The organism is Nocardia sp. NPDC057353 (assembly GCF_042667085.1).
Classification (GTDB): domain Bacteria; phylum Actinomycetota; class Actinomycetes; order Mycobacteriales; family Mycobacteriaceae; genus Nocardia.
Genome location: NZ_JBHVAK010000018.1, coordinates 18,185 through 36,211 on the forward strand (window position 1 = coordinate 18,185; position 18,027 = coordinate 36,211).

Consider the following 18,027-nt stretch of genomic DNA (forward strand, 5'->3'; position numbering starts at 1 on the left):
GGTGGCGCGGCTGCGCAGGCGGGCTACCATGGGGGCCGCGGCGCCCGGCAGCGTCGCTTCCGGGCCCTGTCCTGCCTCCCCCTCATCGGCAGGACAGGGTTCCCCCTCGGTCGCGTAGCGTGTTCGGTGTCCGCTGCCCAGGTGAGGTTTTTCGGGAAGACGAGATGCGACCGACCGACGAGACACCGCACACCCCCGCCCTGCCCGCGGAGCGCGAACCCGCCCCCGAACAGCAGTGGCTGGAGTACGCCGAGTTCGGCGAGCGCTTCGTGGCGCACGCCGCGACCGAGGAGCGGGTGGCGGCCGCGGTCGCCGGGATCACCGGCCGGAAGATCACGTTCGGGCCGTTCTCGCTGGGGCCGGCCGGGCTGGCGGGTTTCGTCGCCGAGGGCAAGGTGGGGGAGCCGCGGATAGTCCGGCGCGGCCCGCACGTGCACTACACCGTGACGGTTCCGGTCTCGCTGGCGCTCAAGGCGCTGCTCGCCGGGCGCAAGCTGCGGCTGGAGGCGGTCGTCTCGGTGGAGGTCGGGCTGCACGCCCGCACCGCGAGCCCGCTGCTCGTGGTCATCGACATCCCCGCCATCAGCCCCGACGATGTCAGCGTCGTGCTGCGCACCCAGGCGGGCACCGCGGTGAACGAGACGCTGCTCGACCCGATCGCGGGCGTGGTCAAGCGCGAGGTCGCCAACCGGGTGAACCCCATGCTCGCCGACCCGCAGACCCGCCGCCGCCGGGTCTTCGACATCGAGGCCATCGTCGGCGGCACCGAGTCGGTGCACCGGCGCAGGGCCGAGGCGGAGTGGGCCTTCGACTGGATCGACTACGCCGAGTTCGGCAGGCGCTTCTTCCCGCTGCTGGTCACCCCCGAGCGGGTGAACGCGGTGCTGGCGGAGCGGCTGGCCGGGCGCCCGATCGAGATCGGCCCGCTGCGCACCGGCCCCGGCCGCCGCGCGACGGTGACCGTGCGCGGTGCCGTCCGGCTGCCGACGCTGCGCCCGCGCGAGCCCGCGCCCGGCCACATCGAGCCGGTGGTCTACGACGTCACCCTGCCGGTCGCGCTGGACATCACCGTCGACGTGCTCAAGGCCAACCGGTACCGGGCCGAACTGGAGGTGCCGCTGGTCCTGGCCGCCCGCGCCGCCGACCCGCTGCTCCTGGTGATCGATGTCGACCCGCCCGAACCCGCCGAGATCCGGCTGGAGCTCGCCGCGGAGGGGGTGCGGGCGGCGACGCTCGGCGCGCTCGCCAAGATCAGGAAGCAGGTGGTGGCGCAGGTCGCCGCCGTGATCCGCCGGGAGCTCACCTCCGGCTCCGGCCGGGTGATCGATGTGGGCGCGCGGATCGGGAAGGCCGTCTGATGCCCACTGTGGCCGGTGTTATGCGTGAGTCTGGCGGTTCGCATGGGGTTGTGGTGAAATGAGTCCACGTTCGAGGCTCCCGGCGCGTATGTGACTTGGGGAAGGTGCGCCGGGCACGCTGTTCATCCAGTTCCACAGGGTGCACGGGGGGTCACGAAGGAGTCCTGCGATGTGCTCGTTCCCGGTGTCTTCCGCTGCCCGCCCCCCGCTTTCCCGGCGCGGCCTGTTCGGCCTCGCGGCCGCGGGTGCCGCCGTCGCCGCCGTCGGGGCGCGCGCGCCCGGCGCCGGCGCCGCTCCGCTCGGCACCCTGATCGACTACTCCGGCGGCGTCCCGTCGGCCGCGGCCATCGCCGAGGCCGGGCACGCGGGGGTCATCCGCTACGTCTCCGACCGCAGGCCGGGCGCCGAGTGGATGGCGGGCAAGCCGCTGCGCGCCGACGAGGTCGCCGAGCTGCGGGATGCCGGGTTGGAGATCGTCTCCTGCTACCAGTTCGGCAAGGGCCCGACGGCGGACTGGCGCGGCGGCCTGGTCGCGGGCCGCGAGCACGCCGAGCGCGGGCTGGAGCTGCACCGCGAGGCGGGCGGCCCGGAGGACCGCCCGATCTACGCGTCCATCGACGACAACCCGACCGCGGTCGAGTTCGCCACCATGATCGCGCCGTACCTGCTCGGCTGGAACGGGGTGGTCGGCAAGAGCAACACCGGCATCTACGCCAATGCCCCGACCATCGAGCTGGCGAGGGCCGCCGGGCTGGCGACCTGGTTCTGGCAGCACGACTGGGGGACGCCGAAGGGCTTCGTGCACCCCGCCGCGCACCTGCACCAGTTCGAGATCGACAAGCGGGCCATCGACGGCATCGGCATCGACCGCAACCACATCCTGCGCCCGCAGTACGGGCAGTGGTGACCGCTCCGCGATCGGCCGCTGCCCCGGCGTTCCGCTCCGACCGCCCGGGGCAGTGGAGCGCCGCCTAGGTCTGGCTGTGCCGCACCGGATCGGGCTCGGCGTCCGGGACGACGCGCAGCACCGGCCTGGCGTCCGGCTCGGCGTGCACCCCGCGCCAGGACAGCAGCGACCAGCGGGAGAGCCCGGAGAAGGCCGAGCCGAGGCTGAGGAACGACCCGGACGAGAGCAGCGACCCGAACGACCCCACCGAGCCGATCGAGAGCACCGACCCCGCGCTGCCGATGGACAGGATCGAGTAGGCGGAGCCGATCGAGAGGATCGACCCCTCGGAGCGGATGGACAGCAGCGACCGCCGGGAGCGGCTGCTGCGGATCGATCGGTTCGCGCTCACCATGCCTGTGGTCTATCACACATCGAAACGCCCCGCGAGCGCGGCTCGCGGGGCGTCTCGATGGCGGGAAATATCAGGCGACGGTAAAGAATCCGAGCGTCGGCAGGAACGAGCAGGTGCGCGGCTCGGCGGCCGGGTCGGCCTGCGTGGTCAGCGAGCCGGAGACGACAGCGGCGACCCGGCCGCGGCCGGTGTCGACGATGGCCGAGAGCGTGGCCGGGCCGTCCGGGTTGATCTTCGCCTCGTTGGTCAGCACCTGGACGCCGGACTGCCTGGTGTCCAGGTTCAGCCACTGCACCGTGAAGGGCGGGTTCTGCACCTCGGTCGGCGCCTTGGTGCCGAGCGCGGTGAAGACGAAACCGGTCTGGCCGGAGGCCGGGCCGGGCGGCGGCAGCTCGGCCGGGCCGGGCACGGCCAGCGCGGTGCCGATCGAGTCGGCGGTGGCGCTGATGCAGCCCTTGCCGATCGAGGGGTAGAGGAACTGCGCGATGACGGGCGCGTTCTCCGGGAGCTCGGGGCCGCCGCCGCCGCTGCCGTCCAGGAACGTGATGATCCGCTCCAGCGTCGAGCGGATCTGCGGCGGCAGGTTCAGGCTGGCCAGCAGGGCCTTGGCCTGGCTCAGGATGGCGGCCTGCGGGCCTTCGGCGATATCCGCCGGGCCGGCGATGGCGCCCGCGATGGCCGGGGCCAGGGCGGCGAGCGCGTCCACCGGGACACCTTCGGGAACCATCGGCACGCTGTAGCCGGCCTCGGTCGCCGCAGGCGCCGGGGCGGCCACCGAGGTGGCGGGCACGGCCAGGGTGGCGCTCGCCGTGAGGGCGAGCGCGGAAAGGGCGATCCGCGATCGGGTGCGAAGCACTGGGCTAGCCGTCCTTACCTTCGGGTACATCGGGGGACGCGAAGGCGAGGACGCCATCGTGTCGGGGTCACTTTAGGGACAACGTCGCCGTGTGTACAGCGCCACCGCCCCGATGCGCGCGTCGAGCTGTCCCCATGCTGGATGAGACACTCGAGCGTCTGTTACCGGAGTTGACAGTGTGACTCATGGTACTGCTGGACCGCGCCGGGCCTGGCCCGCCGCGCCGGACCCGCCCCCGCTAAGGTGAAGGCCGCCCTTACCGCCGTCGCGCCGGACCCCGCCGCGTCTCGATATCGAAAGCTCGCGATGTGAATCGACACCTGCGCTGGGCCGTCGCGGTACTGGGGATCTCCGTGCTGATCCGGCTCGGCTGGCTGCTCCTCGTCCCGAACGGGATGAACGTGGTCGACCTGCACGTCTACGTGGACGGCTCGGCCGCGCTGCTCGACGGCACGCTCTACGACTTCACCTACGCGGAGAAGACTCCCGACTTCCCGCTGCCCTTCACCTACCCGCCGTTCGCGGCGATGGTCTTCCTCCCGCTGCACTACCTGCCGTTCACCCTGGTCGCCGTCGGGTGGCTGCTCGCCATCGTGGCCGGGTTGTACGCCGTGATCCGGATCAGCTTCGAGCTGCTGTTCGGCCGGGAGGTCGCGGCCGAACCGGGGTGGCGCACCGCGGCTGTCTGGTGGACCGCGATCGGGATGTGGACCGAGCCGGTGCGCACCACCATCGACTACGGCCAGGTGAACGTCTTCCTGGTGCTCGGGGCGATGCTCGCGGTGCGCAGCACCCGGTGGTGGGTCTCCGGCGGCCTGGTCGGGCTGATCGCCGGGATCAAGCTGACCCCGGCCATCACCGGGCTGTACTTCGTGGCGCGCAGGCGCTGGCTCGCCGCGGTCTTCTCGGCGGTGGTCTTCGGCGCGACGGTCGGGCTCAGCATGCTGGTGGCCCCGGCGGACGCGGAGCGCTACTTCGGCACGCTGCTCGGCGACGCGGACCGGATCGGCCCGGTGGGGTCGGTGTGGAACCAGTCGCTGCGCGGCATGCTCAGCAGGCTGCTCGGCCACGACGTGCAGAGCGGCCCGGTGTGGATCGCGGCGGTGCTGGTCGCCGCGGCGCTGGCCTTCCTGGCCTGGCGCGCGCTCGCCGCCGACGACCTGCTCGGCACCCTGATCGTGGTGCAGATCTTCGGGTTGCTGGTGTCGCCGATCTCCTGGTCGCACCACTGGGTGTGGCTGGTGCCGACGGTGCTCTGGCTGCTGTACGGGCCGCTGCGGCAGGCGGCGGGGGCGCGGATCCTGGCCGGTTACTGGCTGGTGACCACCCTGGTCGGGGTGCCGTGGATCCTGTCCTTCTTCCAGGACTCGATCTGGACCATCCCGCGCCCGGCCGTGCTCTCCTGGCTCGGGGCGGTCAACGTGATCGGCGCCGTGGCCACCTACCTGTGGGTGATCCGCTCGGGGCGGCTCAGCCGCCGGAGCGAGCCAGCTGATCGATCTCCCGAGCCAGAGCCACGTCCTGTGCCGTGAGCCCGCCCGCGGAGTGCGTGGAGAGGGTGAAGGTGACGGTTCGCCACCGGATGTCGATATCGGGGTGGTGGTCCGCCCGCTCGGCGGCCTCGGCCACCCGGCGCACCAGGTCGATGCCTGCGAGGAAGGACTCGGCCTCGATGGCGCGGGTGATCGCGTCATCGGCGCGGGACCAGCCGGCCAGCTCGGACAGTGCCTCGGTGATCTCGGAATCGGTCAGCAGTGGCGTACCCATGCATCCTGGGTACCCGCCGGACCGGGAAGAAGCTACGCGGCGCGCGCGGCCTTGAGGCCCTTCTTCAGGTCCTTGCCCGAGACGCCCGCGGCCTCCAGCTTCTTCATCCGCATGATGACCACGGGGCACTTCACGCAGCGCGTCTTCTTCCGACAGCACTTCTTCTTGGGTTTCAGCGTGGAAACCTTCTCAACCTTGACGCCCACAGTGGTTAGCTTAGCCTAACTTTGCATGATCCAGAACACCCTGCACGCGACCGCGGGTCCGAGCCGCCCTGCCGGTAGTGTGTTACCCGGCCGTATGCCCGGCGAGTTCTGTCCTCGCCCATATTTTCCGCGCGGCGGCCGGCACCGCACACCAACAGCAGGAGGATCCAGGCGTGTCGTCTGCACGCGATTTTCGCAACGTCGCCATCGTGGCCCACGTCGACCACGGCAAGACGACCCTGGTCGACGCCATGCTCCGGCAGTCGGGAGCGTTCGCCGAGCGCGCCGAGCTCGTCGACCGGGTGATGGACTCCGGTGATCTGGAGCGCGAGAAGGGCATCACCATTCTCGCCAAGAACACCGCGGTGCACCGCCACCACCCGGACGGCTCGGTCACCGTCATCAATGTCATCGACACCCCGGGCCACGCCGACTTCGGCGGTGAGGTCGAGCGCGGCCTCTCCATGGTCGACGGCGTCGTGCTGCTGGTCGACGCCTCCGAGGGGCCGCTGCCGCAGACCAGGTTCGTGCTGCGCAAGGCGCTGGCCGCCTCGCTGCCGGTGATCCTGGTCGTCAACAAGACCGACCGCCCCGACGCCAGGATCGAGGAGGTCGTCGAGGAGAGCCACGACCTGCTGCTCGACCTCGCCTCCGACCTGGACGACGCCGCCGCCGAGGCCGCCGAGCTCGCGCTCGACCTGCCGGTGCTCTACGCCTCCGGCCGCGAGGGCAAGGCGTCCAAGGAGCGCCCGGAGAACGGCAACGCCCCCTCCGCGGAGAACCTGGACGCGCTCTTCGACGTCCTGCTGGAGAACATCCCCGCTCCCAAGGGCGACCCGGCCGCGCCGCTGCAGGCGCACGTCACCAACCTCGACGCCTCCGCCTTCCTCGGCCGCCTCGCGCTGGTCCGCATCTACAGCGGTGAGCTGCGCAAGGGCTCGACCGTGGCCTGGATGCACGCCGACGGGGTCAAGCAGGTGCGGATCACCGAGCTGCTGCAGACCATCGGCGTCGAGCGCACCCCCGGCGAGGTGGCGTACGCGGGCGACATCGTCGCCATCGCGGGCATCCCGGACATCATGATCGGCGACACCCTCGCCGACCCGGACAACCCGGTGGCGCTGCCCCGGATCACCGTGGACGAGCCCGCCATCTCGGTGACCATCGGCACCAACACCTCGCCGCTGGTCGGCCGGGTGCAGGGGCACAAGCTCACCGCCCGCATGGTGAAGTCGCGGCTGGACCAGGAGCTGGTCGGCAACGTCTCGCTCCGGGTGCTCGACATCGGCCGCCCGGACGCCTGGGAGGTGCAGGGCCGCGGCGAGCTGGCGCTGGCCATCCTGGTCGAGCAGATGCGCCGCGAGGGCTTCGAGCTCACCGTCGGCAAGCCGCAGGTGGTCACCAGGAACGTCGACGGCAAGGTGCACGAGCCCTTCGAGGAGCTCACCATCGACTGCCCGGAGGAGTACCTGGGCTCGATCACCCAGCTGCTCGCCGCCCGCAAGGGCAAGATGGTGCAGATGACCAACCACGCCGCGGGCTGGGTGCGGATGGAGTTCATCGTCCCCTCGCGCGGCCTGATCGGCTTCCGCACCGACTTCCTCACCGAGACCCGAGGCACCGGCATCGCCAACGCCGTCGCGCACGGCTACGCGCCGTGGGCGGGGGAGATCCGGGCGCGGCACACCGGCTCGCTCGTCTCCGACCGGGCCGGGACCGTCACCCCGTTCGCCATGATCCAGCTCGGCGACCGCGGGCAGTTCTTCGTCGAGCCCGGCGCCGACACCTACGAGGGCATGGTCGTCGGGATCAACCCGCGCGCCGAGGACCTCGACATCAACGTCACCCGTGAGAAGAAGCTGACCAATATGCGCAGCTCCACCGCGGACGTGATGGAGACGCTGGCCAAGCCGCTGCAGTTGGATCTCGAGGCCGCGATGGAGTTCTGCGCGGCGGACGAGTGCGTCGAGGTCACCCCCGAGGTGGTCCGGGTGCGCAAGGTCATCCTGGGCGCCACCGAGCGCGGTCGCGAGCTGTCCCGCCGCAAGGCCCGGGATCGCGCTGCCGCACAGTAGTGCCCCGCGGCGGCCGCACTTGGAAGTAGTGCGGCCGCCGTCCGCATGCTCTGCCCGTGCGGGCGCAGTGGCCTTCGCTCGCCCGAGAGCCGTGGCGACCCTTGCTCCCGCGGCATTCGCGGCGGTTCCCGCGCGCGTGGAAGTCGCGGCGGCCGCGCCCAGGGCGGGACGTCGTCCCGCGCCGCGCCCGGCCCCGGGCGGCCCAGTAGAGTCCGGGGCGTGGTGATGGGTGGGAGCAAGCGCGTACGCCGTAGTGCGCGAATCCGGCACCGGGGAGCGGCGCGTACCGCGCTCGCCCTCGCGGCCCTCGCGGTGCTGCTCGGCGGCTGCGCGGCGAACCCGCCGCCGCCGATCGAGAGCACCAACAGCCCGCAGACCACGCCGGTGAAACCGGCCGCCACCACGGTGGTCGTCGCGCTGGACAGCATCGGCAGCGCCTTCAACCCGCACCTGCGCGCGGACCAGTCCCAGGCCACCTCGGCCATCGCCTCCATGGTGCTCCCCAGCCCGTTCCGCCCGATCCCGAGCCTGGCCGCGCCCGGCGCGACCGACTGGGTGCCGGACTCCGCGCTGGTCACCGCCGCGGATATCTCCGCCCAGGACCCGTTCACCATCACCTACAAGCTGCGCAACGAGGCCTCTTGGTCGGACGGCGCCCCGATCGCCGCCGAGGACTTCCGCTACCTGTGGCAGGAGATGATCTCCCAGCCCGGCGTCACCGACCCGGCCGGCTACCGCCTCATCGAGGACGTGGAGTCCTCCGCGGGCGGCAAGACCGTGACCGTCACGCTCACCCAGCCCTACCCGGCCTGGCGCGAACTCTTCGCCAACCTGCTCCCGTCGCACCTGCTCAAGGACGCCCCCGGCGGCTTCGCGCGCGGGATGAACGGCGAGGTGAACGGCGTCCGCGTCTCCGGCGGCCCGTTCGGCATCCGCTCCGCCGACCCCGGCCGCGAGGAGATCCTGCTGGAGCGCAACGACCGCTACTGGGGCACCCCCGCGGTCCCGGACCAGATCCTGCTCCGTCGCGGCGGCACCACCGCCCAGCTCGCGGGCTCGCTGCGCACCAACGACACCCAGATGGCGCTGGTGCACGGCGGCGCCGCGACCCGCGCGCAGCTCGCCGCCATCCCCTCGGTGCGCACCGGCATCATGCCGCAGTCCCGCGTCATGCAGATGGTCCTGAACGGCCGCTCCGGCGACCTCGGCGACCCCAGGGTGCGCGCCGCCGTCCTCGCCCTGCTCGACCCGACCCTGCTCGCCACCGTCGGCGCCCAGACCGGCGACTGGTACGAGCCCGCCAAGGCGCAGATCCTGGCCCCCTCCGACCCCGGCTACGTGCCGACCGCCCCGCCCCGCCCCACCCCCGAGCAGGCCTTCGCCATGCTCGCCGAGGCCGGCTTCGGCCGGGCCCCCGAACCACCGCCGAACACCTCGGTCACCTCGCCCGCCCCGCAGCCGCGCACCATCGGCAAGAACGGCAAGGCGCTCACCGTCCGGATCGGCGCCGTGGAGCAGGACGCCAGCACCCTCGCGGTCGCCAATACCGCCGCCGACCAGCTGCGCAGCGCAGGCATCGACGCCACCGTCCGCAGCCTCCCCGCCGACGAGCTGTACGGCAGGGAGCTGGTCGAGGGCAATATCGACGTCATCGTCGGCTGGGAGGTCGCGGGCTCCGACCCCGCCACCGTGCTCGCCTCCCGCTACGGCTGCCCGCCGCCGCGCCCGGTGCTCGGCGACGGCGAGGACGAGCCCGCCGAGGTCGAGGCCGCCAGGCAGGCCCCGAGCAACCTCTCCGGCGTCTGCGACCCCACCCTGCAGCCCGCCATCGACGCCGCCCTGCGCGGCATCGACGTCGGCATGGTGCTCGCCGACGCCGAGCCCAAGCTCTGGGCGCTCAACACCGTGCTGCCGATCATGCAGGACAACGTGGTCGCCGCCGCGGGCCCGCGGGTGGACGGCGCCTCGCTGAGCGGCGCCATCCAGGTCGGCATCTTCGGCGACGCGGCGATGTGGCGGCGGCTCCCGTGATCGCCACCGGCGGGCTGCTGCTGGTGCACGCGCACCCCGACGACGAGACCATCACCACCGGCGGCACCATCGCGCACTACCGCAGGCGCGGCATCCCGGTCGCGGTGGTCACCTGCACGCTCGGCGAGGAGGGCGAGGTGATCGGCGAGCGCTGGGCGCAGCTCACCGCCGAGCACGCCGACCAGCTCGGCGGGTATCGCATCCTGGAGCTCACCCGCGCGCTCGCCGCGCTGGACGCGGGTCCGCCGGTCTTTCTCGGCGGCGCCGGGTGCTGGCGGGACTCCGGCATGGTCGGCACCCCGTCCGCCTCGAATCCCCGCGCCTTCATCCACTCCGGCCGACCCGCGGTGGACGCGCTCACCGCCGAGCTGCTCGAGCGCAGGCCGCGCGTGGTCGTCAGCTACGACCCGCACGGCGGCTACGGCCACCCCGACCACATCCGCGCGCACGAGATCACCACCGCCGCCGTCGAAGCCGCCGCCGAGCAGGGCTGGGACGTGCCCAAGTTCTATTGGACCGTCACCGACGCCGACCTGCTCCGCCAGCACACCACCGCGCTGGCCCGCCGCACCGTCGACGACCTGCCGGGCAAACTGCCGCGCGGCTGGCGGCTCCCCGCCGAGGACGAGCTCCCCGGCGTGCCCGGCAGCACTGTGACGACCGCGATCGACGTCGCCGAGGTGTTGGCCGCCAAGCGGGCGGCGCTGCGCGCGCACGCCACCCAGGTCACCGTGGCCCCGTCGGGCCGGGAGTTCGCGCTCTCCAACGGCGTCGCCCAGCCGATCCTCCCCGAGGAGCACTTCGTGCTGGTCCGCGGCGAGCTCGGCCCGGTCGGCCCGGACGGCCGCGAGGACGACCTGTTCGCGGGATTGTTCCCGGATTCCGCCGAGCAGGCACCGGGCCCGGCGTGACCCGCGCCACCGGGGCATAGACTTCGCCCATGTACAACTGGGATCTCCAGAACGCCATCATCGCCTTCGTCGACACCCTGCGCCCGAACGCCGCGCACCAGCACGAGATGTACATGTCGGCGCTCTACGCCTTCGTCGACATGCAGAGCCACCTGCTCGAGCTGCTCGGATTCCCGCCGGTCCCGTGACCGCGGACACCCGGCCGGTTTTCACGGCCCTCGGCCCCATCATCCTGGTGGTGCTCACCGTCGACGCCGTGATCACCCTGCTGCTCGAGGTGCTCTACCTGCCCACCTACCTCGGATCGGTGGCCTTCCCGATCTCCGCGCTGGTCGCGGGCGCGGTGAACACCGCGCTGGTGTACGCGGCGAGCACGGTCAGCGACCGGACCGTGCTGCAGCTGCTGCCGCTCATCGTCTGGACCCTCGGCTTCCTGGTCTGCGCGACCACCGGGCCCGGGGGAGACATGCTGCTCGGCAGCACCTGGCAGACCCTGCTGCTGCTCCTCTGCGGGCTGGTCGCGCCGCTGGTCTTCCTCTCCCGCCGCGGCCCGGTCAGCGCGCGCCTGCCAGCCCCGGCGTGACCTGCTCGATGATCTCGTGCGCGCGGTCCACCGGCACATCGAGCACCAGGTAGCGCTTCTTGCCCGCCGCGGTGGCCGCCACCAGCGTGGCCAGGCCCGCGCGGCGCTGGAACAGCGTCTGCCGGATGGTCCAGCCGAGGATGCCGGGGGCGGCGAGGCAGTCGCGGTCGCGGTCGAGGGAGCCGGAGCGGGTGACCAGCCAGGTCGGGGCGAGCGGGGTCGCGGGCAGGACGGCGTGCCCCAGCCCGCGGTAGCGATCCTCCGCCAGCGCGACCGCTGCCAGCGTGAGCAGCACCGGGACCAGCCACCACCAGGGGGAGTAGTGCACCCCGGCGATGCTCGCCACCAGCGGGACCAGCGCGGTCGCCGCGGCCGGTTCCACCGCGCGGGTATACCGCCGCCACCGCGCCGCCGAACCGTGCTGCATCAGTACCACTGACCCCGGCGCCCGCGCGGCTTCGGGAGCTGTGCCAGGAAGGACGACTTCGGGTCCACCTGCGCTCGGCGCCACCGACTCAGCCCGCCGGCTCGGCTCGCCCGCGTCAGCGAAATCTGCCGGTTCCCCCGGAACCAAGACCGGCGCGTGCGCCCCGACCCTCCGCGCCGCGGGCGTCAACAGATGCGCCAGCGTGTGATGCACACGCACCCCCGGCGCCTGCGGCAGAATCCGCTGCCGCGGATTCTCCCCGGTCATGATCGCCTCCAACTGCGCCCCGCCCGCCGCGCGCAGCAGCAGCGGCTCCTTCACCGTCGCCCCGCGGAACCGCGCCAGATCCAGCGTGATCTGCCTGGTCGTGAAGAACCCGTGCCGCAGGTGCAGCGTCCGCCCGTCGTCCAGCACCCGCAGCCCGTAGTACGTCGCCAGGTACTGCCCGCACGCCGCCGCACTCACGATGAGCACCACCAGCAGCACCACCACCGCGGTCCCGAGCACCGGGTTCCCGCCGGTCACCCCGTGCGCCGCGGTCCGGTACACCCGCTCTCCGAACCCGTACTGCAGAGCCAACCCCACCATCGGCGCCACGATCGCGAACCCGGTCAGCGAGAGCGGCGCGTACCGCACCCATCCCGCCCGCCAATGCCCGATCTCCCGCCCCGACGGCTCCTCGGCGACCTTGTCCGGTTCCACCGGATCAGCCAGCAGCTCGGCCCGCAGCGCGGGCACCAGCCGGGCGTCCAGCGAATCCAGCTTGAACCGCTCCCCGGCCTCCGCCTGCTGCCCCGTCCCGATCGCGAGCACCGCCAACCCCAGCGCCCGGTGCAGCAGATCCGCCTCGATGTCCACCGACCGAATCCGCGACCGCGGCACCGACAGACTCCGCCGCTGCACCAGCCCGGTCCGCAGCTCCACGTGCGTCGGCCCCACCCGATAGGTCGTGGTGAACCACCGCGTGAGCGCGAGCACCACCACGATCCCCGTCGGAATCAGACTCCACGCGTGGTTCCCGCTGCTCGCCCCCAGGATGACCGACCCGACCAGCACCGGAACGTACTTGACCACCTCGTTCACCGGATGCACCAGCAGCATCCGCTTGTCCAACCGCAGCCACGGATTCACGTGGCGTCCCCCCGGTGCAGCGCCGCGATCCGCGTCAGCCGCGCCACCGCGTCCTCCGCCACCGGCAGGTCGAGCCCGCCGATCGGCACCGCCCCCGCTGAGGACGCCGTCGTCACCGTCACCGTCGCCAGCCCGAACACCCGATCCAGCGGCCCCCGCTCGATCTCCACCGTCTGCACCCGCGAGATCGGCGCCACCCGGCTCTCCTGCGTCAACCACCCCACCCGCGTGTACACCGCCTCGTCGGTGATCTCCCACCGATGCACCGCGTACCGCCACACCGGAATCACCGCCACCGTCGCGACCACCGCGATCGCCAGCGCCGTCCCCACCCCCGCCTGCAACCCCCGCCGCCCGTCGTCCAGCACCACCCACACCCCGAACCCGATCACCGGCAGCAGCCAGCTCAACACCAGTTCGGTACCCCACAGCAGACGAGCGCGCGGGTCGGGTCGCCAGGCGGGATCGGCGAGGATCGTCCCGGTGCCGCGCGTGCCGGCGCCGACGCCGTCCCGGCTACCCGACGCGGCGGACTCGCCCCCGCGGCGAGCGGCGCTGGACGAACTCCCCGCGTCAGCACGAGCTACGGGCGGGGCGAGCGGTTCACCGGCGGGCGACGACCGCGCCCCCGGCCCGTCCCCGGCCGAGCCGGGCAGGTTCGGCGTCATGGCCCCATGGTGGCACGAAAGGGCACGGGGAATACCCGCGCCGGTTCGCCGGGTTGCCACCCGGAAGCACTCGTGTGTCGACGACACGGAGGAGACAGCACGGAATGGGTAGCGCATGATCGAGGACGTGACCGACCTTCCGAACCCCGCCGTCCCGCCCGCCCCGCCCTCGCCGTCGGCGATGCGCCGGGCCCTGCGCCGGGCCCGCGACGGAGTCACCCTGAACGTCGACGAGGCCGCCGTCCTCCTGCACGCCCGCGGCGACGACCTGAAAGACCTCACCACCAGCGCCGCCCGCGTCCGCGACGCCGGCCTGGAGTCCGCGGGCCGCCCGAAGACCATCAGCTACTCCCGCAATGTCTTCATCCCGCTCACCCACCTGTGCCGGGACAAATGCCACTACTGCACCTTCGTCACCGTGCCGGGCAAGCTCCGCGCCGAGGGCAAGGGCATGTTCCTGGAACCCGACGAGGTCCTGGAAATCGCCCGCAAAGGCGCGGAACTCGGCTGCAAGGAAGCCCTCTTCACCCTCGGCGACCGCCCCGAGGCCCGCTGGCCCGAGGCCGCCCAGTGGCTCGACGAGCGCGGCTACGACTCCACCCTCGACTACCTCCGCGCCGTCTCCATCCTGGTCCTTGAGGAAACAGGACTCCTCCCGCACCTGAACCCCGGCGTCATGAGCTGGGCCGAGATCTCCCGCCTCAAGCCGGTCGCGCAATCCATGGGCATGATGCTGGAGACCACCAGCACCCGCCTCTTCACCGAGAAGGGCCAGCCCCACTACGGCAGCCCCGACAAGGACCCCGCGGTCCGTCTGCGCGTCCTCACCGACGCGGGCCGCCTCTCGGTCCCGTTCACCACCGGCATCCTGATCGGCATCGGCGAGACCATCGCCGAGCGCGCCGACTCCATCATGGCGATCCGCAAGCAGCACAAGGAGTTCGGCCACATCCAGGAGGTGATCGTGCAGAACTTCCGCGCCAAGCCGGACACCGCCATGCGCGACACCCCCGACGCCGGCCTGGAGGAGTTCCGCGCCACCATCGCCGTCACCCGCCTGCTCCTCGGCCCCGACGTGCACGTCCAGGCCCCGCCCAACCTGGTCTCCGCCCAGGAGTGCCGCGACCTCCTGGACGCCGGAATCGACGACTGGGGCGGCGTCTCCCCGGTCACCCCCGACCACGTCAACCCCGAGCGCCCCTGGCCCAACCTCGACACCCTCCGCGACATCACCGCGGAATCCGGCTTCGAGCTGGTCGAACGCACCTCCGCACACCCCAAGTACGTCCGCGCCGGCCACCCGTGGACCGACCCCCGCATCGCCGTCCACGTCGCCGCCCTCACCGACCCGGCGACCGGCCTCGCCGACCCCGACGTCCTCCCCGTGGGCCGCCCGTGGCAGGAGCCGGACGAAGCCTGGGATTCCACCGGCCGCACCGACCTGAACACCGCCATCGACACCGAGGGCCGCAACACCGAGTCCCGTAGCGACTCCGGCCTCGGCCAGGAGCTGGTCGGCGCCTTCGGCGACTGGGACACCATCCGCGAGCACGCCGCCGGCCTGCAATCAGCCCCCCAGCGCTTCGACACCGACGTCCTGGCAGCCCTGCGCGCCGCCGAAGCCGACCCCGCCGGCCTCACCGACGACCAGTACCTCGCCCTCGCCACCGCCGAAGGCCCCGAACTGGAAGCCGTCACCGCCCTCGCCGACCGCCTGCGCCGCGACGTCAACGGCGACGACGTCACCTACGTCGTGAACAGGAACATCAACTTCACCAACATCTGCTACACCGGCTGCCGCTTCTGCGCCTTCGCCCAGCGCAAGGGCGACGCCGACGCCTTCACCCTGAGCGCCGAGGAGGTCGCCGACCGCGCCTGGGAGGCGCACGTCGACGGCGCCACCGAGGTCTGCATGCAGGGCGGCATCGACCCCGAGCTCCCCGTCACCGGCTACGCCGACCTGGTCCGCGCGGTCAAGCGGCGGGTCCCGTCCATGCACGTGCACGCCTTCAGCCCCATGGAGATCGTGAACGGCGCCTCCCGCGGCGGCCAGAGCATCCGCGACTGGCTGGTGGCCCTGAAGGAGGCCGGTCTCGACACCATCCCCGGCACCGCCGCCGAGATCCTGGACGACGAGGTCCGCTGGGTCCTCACCAAGGGCAAGCTCCCCGCGTCGGCCTGGATCGAGGTCATCACCACCGCCCACCAGGTCGGCCTCCGCTCCAGCTCGACCATGATGTACGGCCACGTCGACAACCCCAAGCACTGGGTGGGCCACCTCCGCGTCCTCCGCGGCATCCAGGACGAAACCGGCGGCTTCACCGAATTCGTGCTCCTGCCCTTCGTCCACCAGAGCGCGCCGCTCTACCTGGCAGGCGCCGCCCGCCCCGGCCCCACCCAGCGCGACAACCGCGCAGCCCACGCCCTGGCCCGCATCATGCTGCACGGCCGCATCGACAACATCCAGACCAGCTGGGTCAAACTCGGAACCGCGGGCACCCGCGTCATGCTGAACGGCGGCGCCAACGACCTCGGCGGCACCCTCATGGAGGAGACCATCTCCCGCATGGCCGGATCCCAGCACGGCTCGGCGAAGACCGTCACCGAGCTCCGCGAGATCGGCGAGGGCATCGGCCGCCCGGTCCGCGAACGCACGACGGTTTATGGAATCCCCCCGCACCGCCCCGCCGTGCTCCCGCTCACAGTGGGTTGAGCGGCACGAGTTAGGGCAGGCTCACCACGAGTAGCGTTGAGGCAGCCGGGATACTGATGCGGGCGAGATTTCCCCAGTGAGCATGATGAGGAGAGCGGCAGTGACGTACATCATCGCGGAACCGTGCGTCGATGTGAAGGACAAGGCCTGCATCGAGGAATGCCCCGTGGATTGCATCTACGAGGGCGGCCGGATGCTGTACATCCACCCCGACGAGTGCGTCGACTGTGGCGCCTGCGAACCGGTGTGCCCCGTCGAGGCGATCTTCTACGAGGACGACACCCCCGACCAGTGGTCCGGGTACATCAACGCCAACGTCGACTTCTTCGACGAGCTGGGTTCCCCCGGCGGCGCCACCAAGGTGGGCGTCGTCGAGTCCGACCCGCCGTTCATCAAGGCCCTGCCGCCGATGGGCGAATGAGCCGTGGTTCCGCGTAACCGGGTCAGCAGCCTGCTGCCCGACTTCCCCTGGGACACCATCGCCGAGGCCAAGGCTCGTGCTGCCGCGCATCCGGACGGGATCGTCGATCTGTCCGTCGGGACGCCGGTCGACCCGGTCGACCCGCTGATTCGCGAGGCTTTGGCTTCTGTTTCGGATGTGCCCGGTTACCCGACCACGCACGGCGCCCCGGAGCTCCGGGGTGCCGCTGTGGACGCTCTGAAATGTCGCTACGGCATCACCGGGCTGTCCCCGGCTGCCGTGCTCCCGGTGATCGGCACCAAAGAGCTGATCGCCGGTCTGCCCCGGTTGCTCGGCCTCGGCGCTGGCGACTTGCTCGTCATCCCCGAGATCGCCTACCCCACCTACGAGGTCGGCGGTCTCCTGGCCGGTACCGAAATCCTCCGCGCCGACTCCCTAACCCAGATCGGCCCCCGCAACCCGGCCCTGATCTTCATCAACTCCCCGTCGAACCCCACCGGCAGGGTCCTCGGCGTAGACCACCTCCGCAAGGTCGTCTCCTTCGCCCGCGAACGCGGCGCCATCATCGCCTCCGACGAGTGCTATTTGGGCCTCACCTGGGAAGGCCGAGCTCCTTCCCTGCTCGACCCCGAGGTCTGCGACGGCGACCACACCGGCCTGCTCGTGATCCATTCGCTCTCCAAGACGTCGAACCTGGCCAGCTACCGCGCCGGCTTCGTCGCCGGCGATCTTGAGCTGGTGGCCGAACTGCTGGAGGTCCGCAAACACTCCGGCATGATCGTCCCCTTCCCCATCCAAGCCGCCATGACCGCCGCCCTCGGCGATGACGCTCACGAGTCCCGCCAACGTGATCGCTACCGCGCACGCCGCGAGGTCCTGCGGGCGGCGCTTGAAGATGCTGGTTTTCGTATCGACCACTCCGAAGCTGGCCTCTACCTGTGGGCAACTCGTGGCGAATCCGCCCGCGCGACCTTGGACGCGCTGGCCGCCCTAGGCATCCTCGCCGCTCCCGGCGACTTTTACGGTCCGTCAGGTGTCCAGCACGTCCGAGTGGCGCTCACTGCCACCGACGAACGCATCACCGCTGCGGTTGCACGCTTGTCCGCAACCTGAAGTCCTGTCGGAGTAGAGGACAGTAGTAGTAGAACGACGGCGGAATCTCCGTGCGTGGACGTAGCGCGCTGTCATCGAGATCAGAGATATCTCCGCAGCGCTTGGGACGTTGCTGCTCGCCGTGCTGCTGCTGGCACTGGGTGAGCACGGCGCCCTACAGGTCAGGGGTCCGATCCGGGCGAAGCCGGACGCGGAGACCATCAAGCCGCCGGACGGCTACACACACGACCTAGCACAACGAGACCGAAGGGTGCCGCTAGCCCGGGAATCCTGCTCAAGTGCACCAGATCATCTGTTCACCGCCGTGACGGTCGCATCAACTTGCGCGCGGCTATCTCCCATGGTTGGCCTTGGTTCGACCAGGTATCGGCGCGCCGGGCGGGCTGCACCGGGATACTGCCTCGTGCACGCATCGCGCGGATGACGCGTGCGAGTTCGAAGGACGCTCCGCGCAGCCTTGTGTTCG

Annotated in this window: 17 protein-coding genes; 11 read left to right on the forward strand and 6 right to left on the reverse strand. The window is 71.6% G+C overall.

The window, feature by feature from the left end:
- The first annotated feature begins 164 nt into the window (after positions 1–164).
- Both ACFUUZ_RS11860 and ACFUUZ_RS11865 read left to right on the forward strand, forming a co-directional pair.
- Entirely contained in the window at positions 165–1,358 is a 1,194-nt protein-coding gene (locus tag ACFUUZ_RS11860) for a hypothetical protein (RefSeq protein ID WP_378695180.1), read from the forward strand.
- Positions 1,359–1,527: 169 nt separating this feature from the next.
- A complete protein-coding gene (locus ACFUUZ_RS11865) occupies positions 1,528–2,265 on the forward strand; it encodes a DUF1906 domain-containing protein (protein WP_378695182.1) in 738 nt (245 codons plus the stop codon).
- Between the two features lie 64 nt (positions 2,266–2,329).
- Here ACFUUZ_RS11865 and ACFUUZ_RS11870 read toward each other — a convergent pair whose 3' ends face one another.
- Both ACFUUZ_RS11870 and ACFUUZ_RS11875 read right to left on the reverse strand, forming a co-directional pair.
- Complete coding sequence (locus tag ACFUUZ_RS11870) at positions 2,330–2,659, reverse strand: hypothetical protein (RefSeq protein ID WP_378695184.1); 330 nt, start codon at positions 2,657–2,659, stop codon at positions 2,330–2,332.
- A 70-nt stretch (positions 2,660–2,729) separates the two neighbouring features.
- Positions 2,730–3,515, reverse strand: coding sequence for a hypothetical protein (locus ACFUUZ_RS11875; RefSeq protein ID WP_378695186.1), 786 nt, complete (start codon positions 3,513–3,515; stop codon positions 2,730–2,732).
- Positions 3,516–3,823: 308 nt separating this feature from the next.
- Here ACFUUZ_RS11875 and ACFUUZ_RS11880 point away from each other — a divergent pair, with 308 nt between their 5' ends.
- Entirely contained in the window at positions 3,824–5,047 is a 1,224-nt protein-coding gene (locus ACFUUZ_RS11880; RefSeq protein ID WP_378695188.1) for a mannosyltransferase, read from the forward strand.
- Here the strand turns inward: ACFUUZ_RS11880 and ACFUUZ_RS11885 are convergent.
- Together ACFUUZ_RS11885 and ACFUUZ_RS11890 are read right to left on the reverse strand one after the other, a co-directional pair.
- Positions 4,986–5,282, reverse strand: coding sequence for a 4a-hydroxytetrahydrobiopterin dehydratase (locus ACFUUZ_RS11885; protein WP_378695190.1), 297 nt, complete (start codon positions 5,280–5,282; stop codon positions 4,986–4,988). The genes ACFUUZ_RS11880 and ACFUUZ_RS11885 overlap by 62 nt on opposite strands.
- 32 nt (positions 5,283–5,314) lie before the next feature.
- A complete protein-coding gene (locus ACFUUZ_RS11890) occupies positions 5,315–5,488 on the reverse strand; it encodes a hypothetical protein (protein WP_378695192.1) in 174 nt (57 codons plus the stop codon).
- Positions 5,489–5,661: 173 nt separating this feature from the next.
- Between ACFUUZ_RS11890 and typA the strand changes: the two genes are divergently transcribed.
- From typA to ACFUUZ_RS11915, 5 genes are all read left to right on the forward strand, one after another.
- A complete protein-coding gene (gene typA / locus ACFUUZ_RS11895; RefSeq protein ID WP_378695194.1) occupies positions 5,662–7,563 on the forward strand; it encodes a translational GTPase TypA in 1,902 nt (633 codons plus the stop codon).
- Between the two features lie 225 nt (positions 7,564–7,788).
- On the forward strand, positions 7,789–9,594 hold the full coding sequence (locus tag ACFUUZ_RS11900) for an ABC transporter family substrate-binding protein (RefSeq protein ID WP_378695342.1): 1,806 nt from the start codon (positions 7,789–7,791) through the stop codon (positions 9,592–9,594).
- Complete coding sequence (gene mshB / locus ACFUUZ_RS11905) at positions 9,594–10,505, forward strand: N-acetyl-1-D-myo-inositol-2-amino-2-deoxy-alpha-D-glucopyranoside deacetylase (RefSeq protein ID WP_378695344.1); 912 nt, start codon at positions 9,594–9,596, stop codon at positions 10,503–10,505. The genes ACFUUZ_RS11900 and mshB overlap by 1 nt, the downstream gene beginning before the upstream one ends.
- Before the next feature lie 29 nt (positions 10,506–10,534).
- Positions 10,535–10,693, forward strand: coding sequence for a hypothetical protein (locus ACFUUZ_RS11910; protein ID WP_378695196.1), 159 nt, complete (start codon positions 10,535–10,537; stop codon positions 10,691–10,693).
- Positions 10,690–11,088, forward strand: a complete 399-nt coding sequence (locus tag ACFUUZ_RS11915; protein ID WP_378695198.1) for a hypothetical protein — start codon at positions 10,690–10,692, stop codon at positions 11,086–11,088. The genes ACFUUZ_RS11910 and ACFUUZ_RS11915 overlap by 4 nt, the downstream gene beginning before the upstream one ends.
- Here ACFUUZ_RS11915 and ACFUUZ_RS11920 read toward each other — a convergent pair.
- On the reverse strand, positions 11,060–12,646 hold the full coding sequence (locus tag ACFUUZ_RS11920) for a PH domain-containing protein (RefSeq protein ID WP_378695200.1): 1,587 nt from the start codon (positions 12,644–12,646) through the stop codon (positions 11,060–11,062). The genes ACFUUZ_RS11915 and ACFUUZ_RS11920 overlap by 29 nt on opposite strands.
- Positions 12,643–13,314: a PH domain-containing protein gene (locus ACFUUZ_RS11925; protein ID WP_378695202.1), complete on the reverse strand. Its 672-nt coding sequence runs from the start codon at positions 13,312–13,314 to the stop codon at positions 12,643–12,645. Before ACFUUZ_RS11925 ends, ACFUUZ_RS11920 begins: the two co-directional genes overlap by 4 nt.
- Positions 13,315–13,429: 115 nt before the next feature.
- Here ACFUUZ_RS11925 and ACFUUZ_RS11930 point away from each other — a divergent pair, with 115 nt between their 5' ends.
- The 3 genes from ACFUUZ_RS11930 to dapC all read left to right on the forward strand — a co-directional run bounded on the left by ACFUUZ_RS11930 (position 13,430) and on the right by dapC (position 17,561).
- Complete coding sequence (locus ACFUUZ_RS11930; RefSeq protein ID WP_378695204.1) at positions 13,430–16,027, forward strand: bifunctional FO biosynthesis protein CofGH; 2,598 nt, start codon at positions 13,430–13,432, stop codon at positions 16,025–16,027.
- 100 nt (positions 16,028–16,127) lie between these two features.
- The gene (gene fdxA / locus ACFUUZ_RS11935) at positions 16,128–16,448 is read left to right on the forward strand and encodes a ferredoxin (protein ID WP_067652843.1); all 321 of its coding nucleotides are present in this window, start codon (positions 16,128–16,130) and stop codon (positions 16,446–16,448) included.
- 3 nt (positions 16,449–16,451) lie between these two features.
- Positions 16,452–17,561 (forward strand): succinyldiaminopimelate transaminase, encoded by a 1,110-nt coding sequence (gene dapC / locus ACFUUZ_RS11940; RefSeq protein WP_378695206.1) that lies wholly within the window; start codon positions 16,452–16,454, stop codon positions 17,559–17,561.
- The last annotated feature ends 466 nt before the right edge of the window (positions 17,562–18,027 follow it).

Bases quoted from the DNA above. Each gene is read 5' to 3' on its own strand.
- ACFUUZ_RS11900 (WP_378695342.1), top strand. From the start codon at position 7,789: ATGGGTGGGAGCAAGCGCGTACGCCGTAGTGCGCGAATCCGGCACCGG.
- ACFUUZ_RS11885 (WP_378695190.1), bottom strand. From the start codon at position 5,282: ATGGGTACGCCACTGCTGACCGATTCCGAGATCACCGAGGCACTGTCC.
- ACFUUZ_RS11925 (WP_378695202.1), bottom strand. From the start codon at position 13,314: ATGACGCCGAACCTGCCCGGCTCGGCCGGGGACGGGCCGGGGGCGCGG.
- ACFUUZ_RS11930 (WP_378695204.1), top strand. From the start codon at position 13,430: ATGATCGAGGACGTGACCGACCTTCCGAACCCCGCCGTCCCGCCCGCC.
- ACFUUZ_RS11860 (WP_378695180.1), top strand. From the start codon at position 165: ATGCGACCGACCGACGAGACACCGCACACCCCCGCCCTGCCCGCGGAG.
- ACFUUZ_RS11865 (WP_378695182.1), top strand. From the start codon at position 1,528: ATGTGCTCGTTCCCGGTGTCTTCCGCTGCCCGCCCCCCGCTTTCCCGG.
- ACFUUZ_RS11910 (WP_378695196.1), top strand. From the start codon at position 10,535: ATGTACAACTGGGATCTCCAGAACGCCATCATCGCCTTCGTCGACACC.
- ACFUUZ_RS11870 (WP_378695184.1), bottom strand. From the start codon at position 2,659: ATGGTGAGCGCGAACCGATCGATCCGCAGCAGCCGCTCCCGGCGGTCG.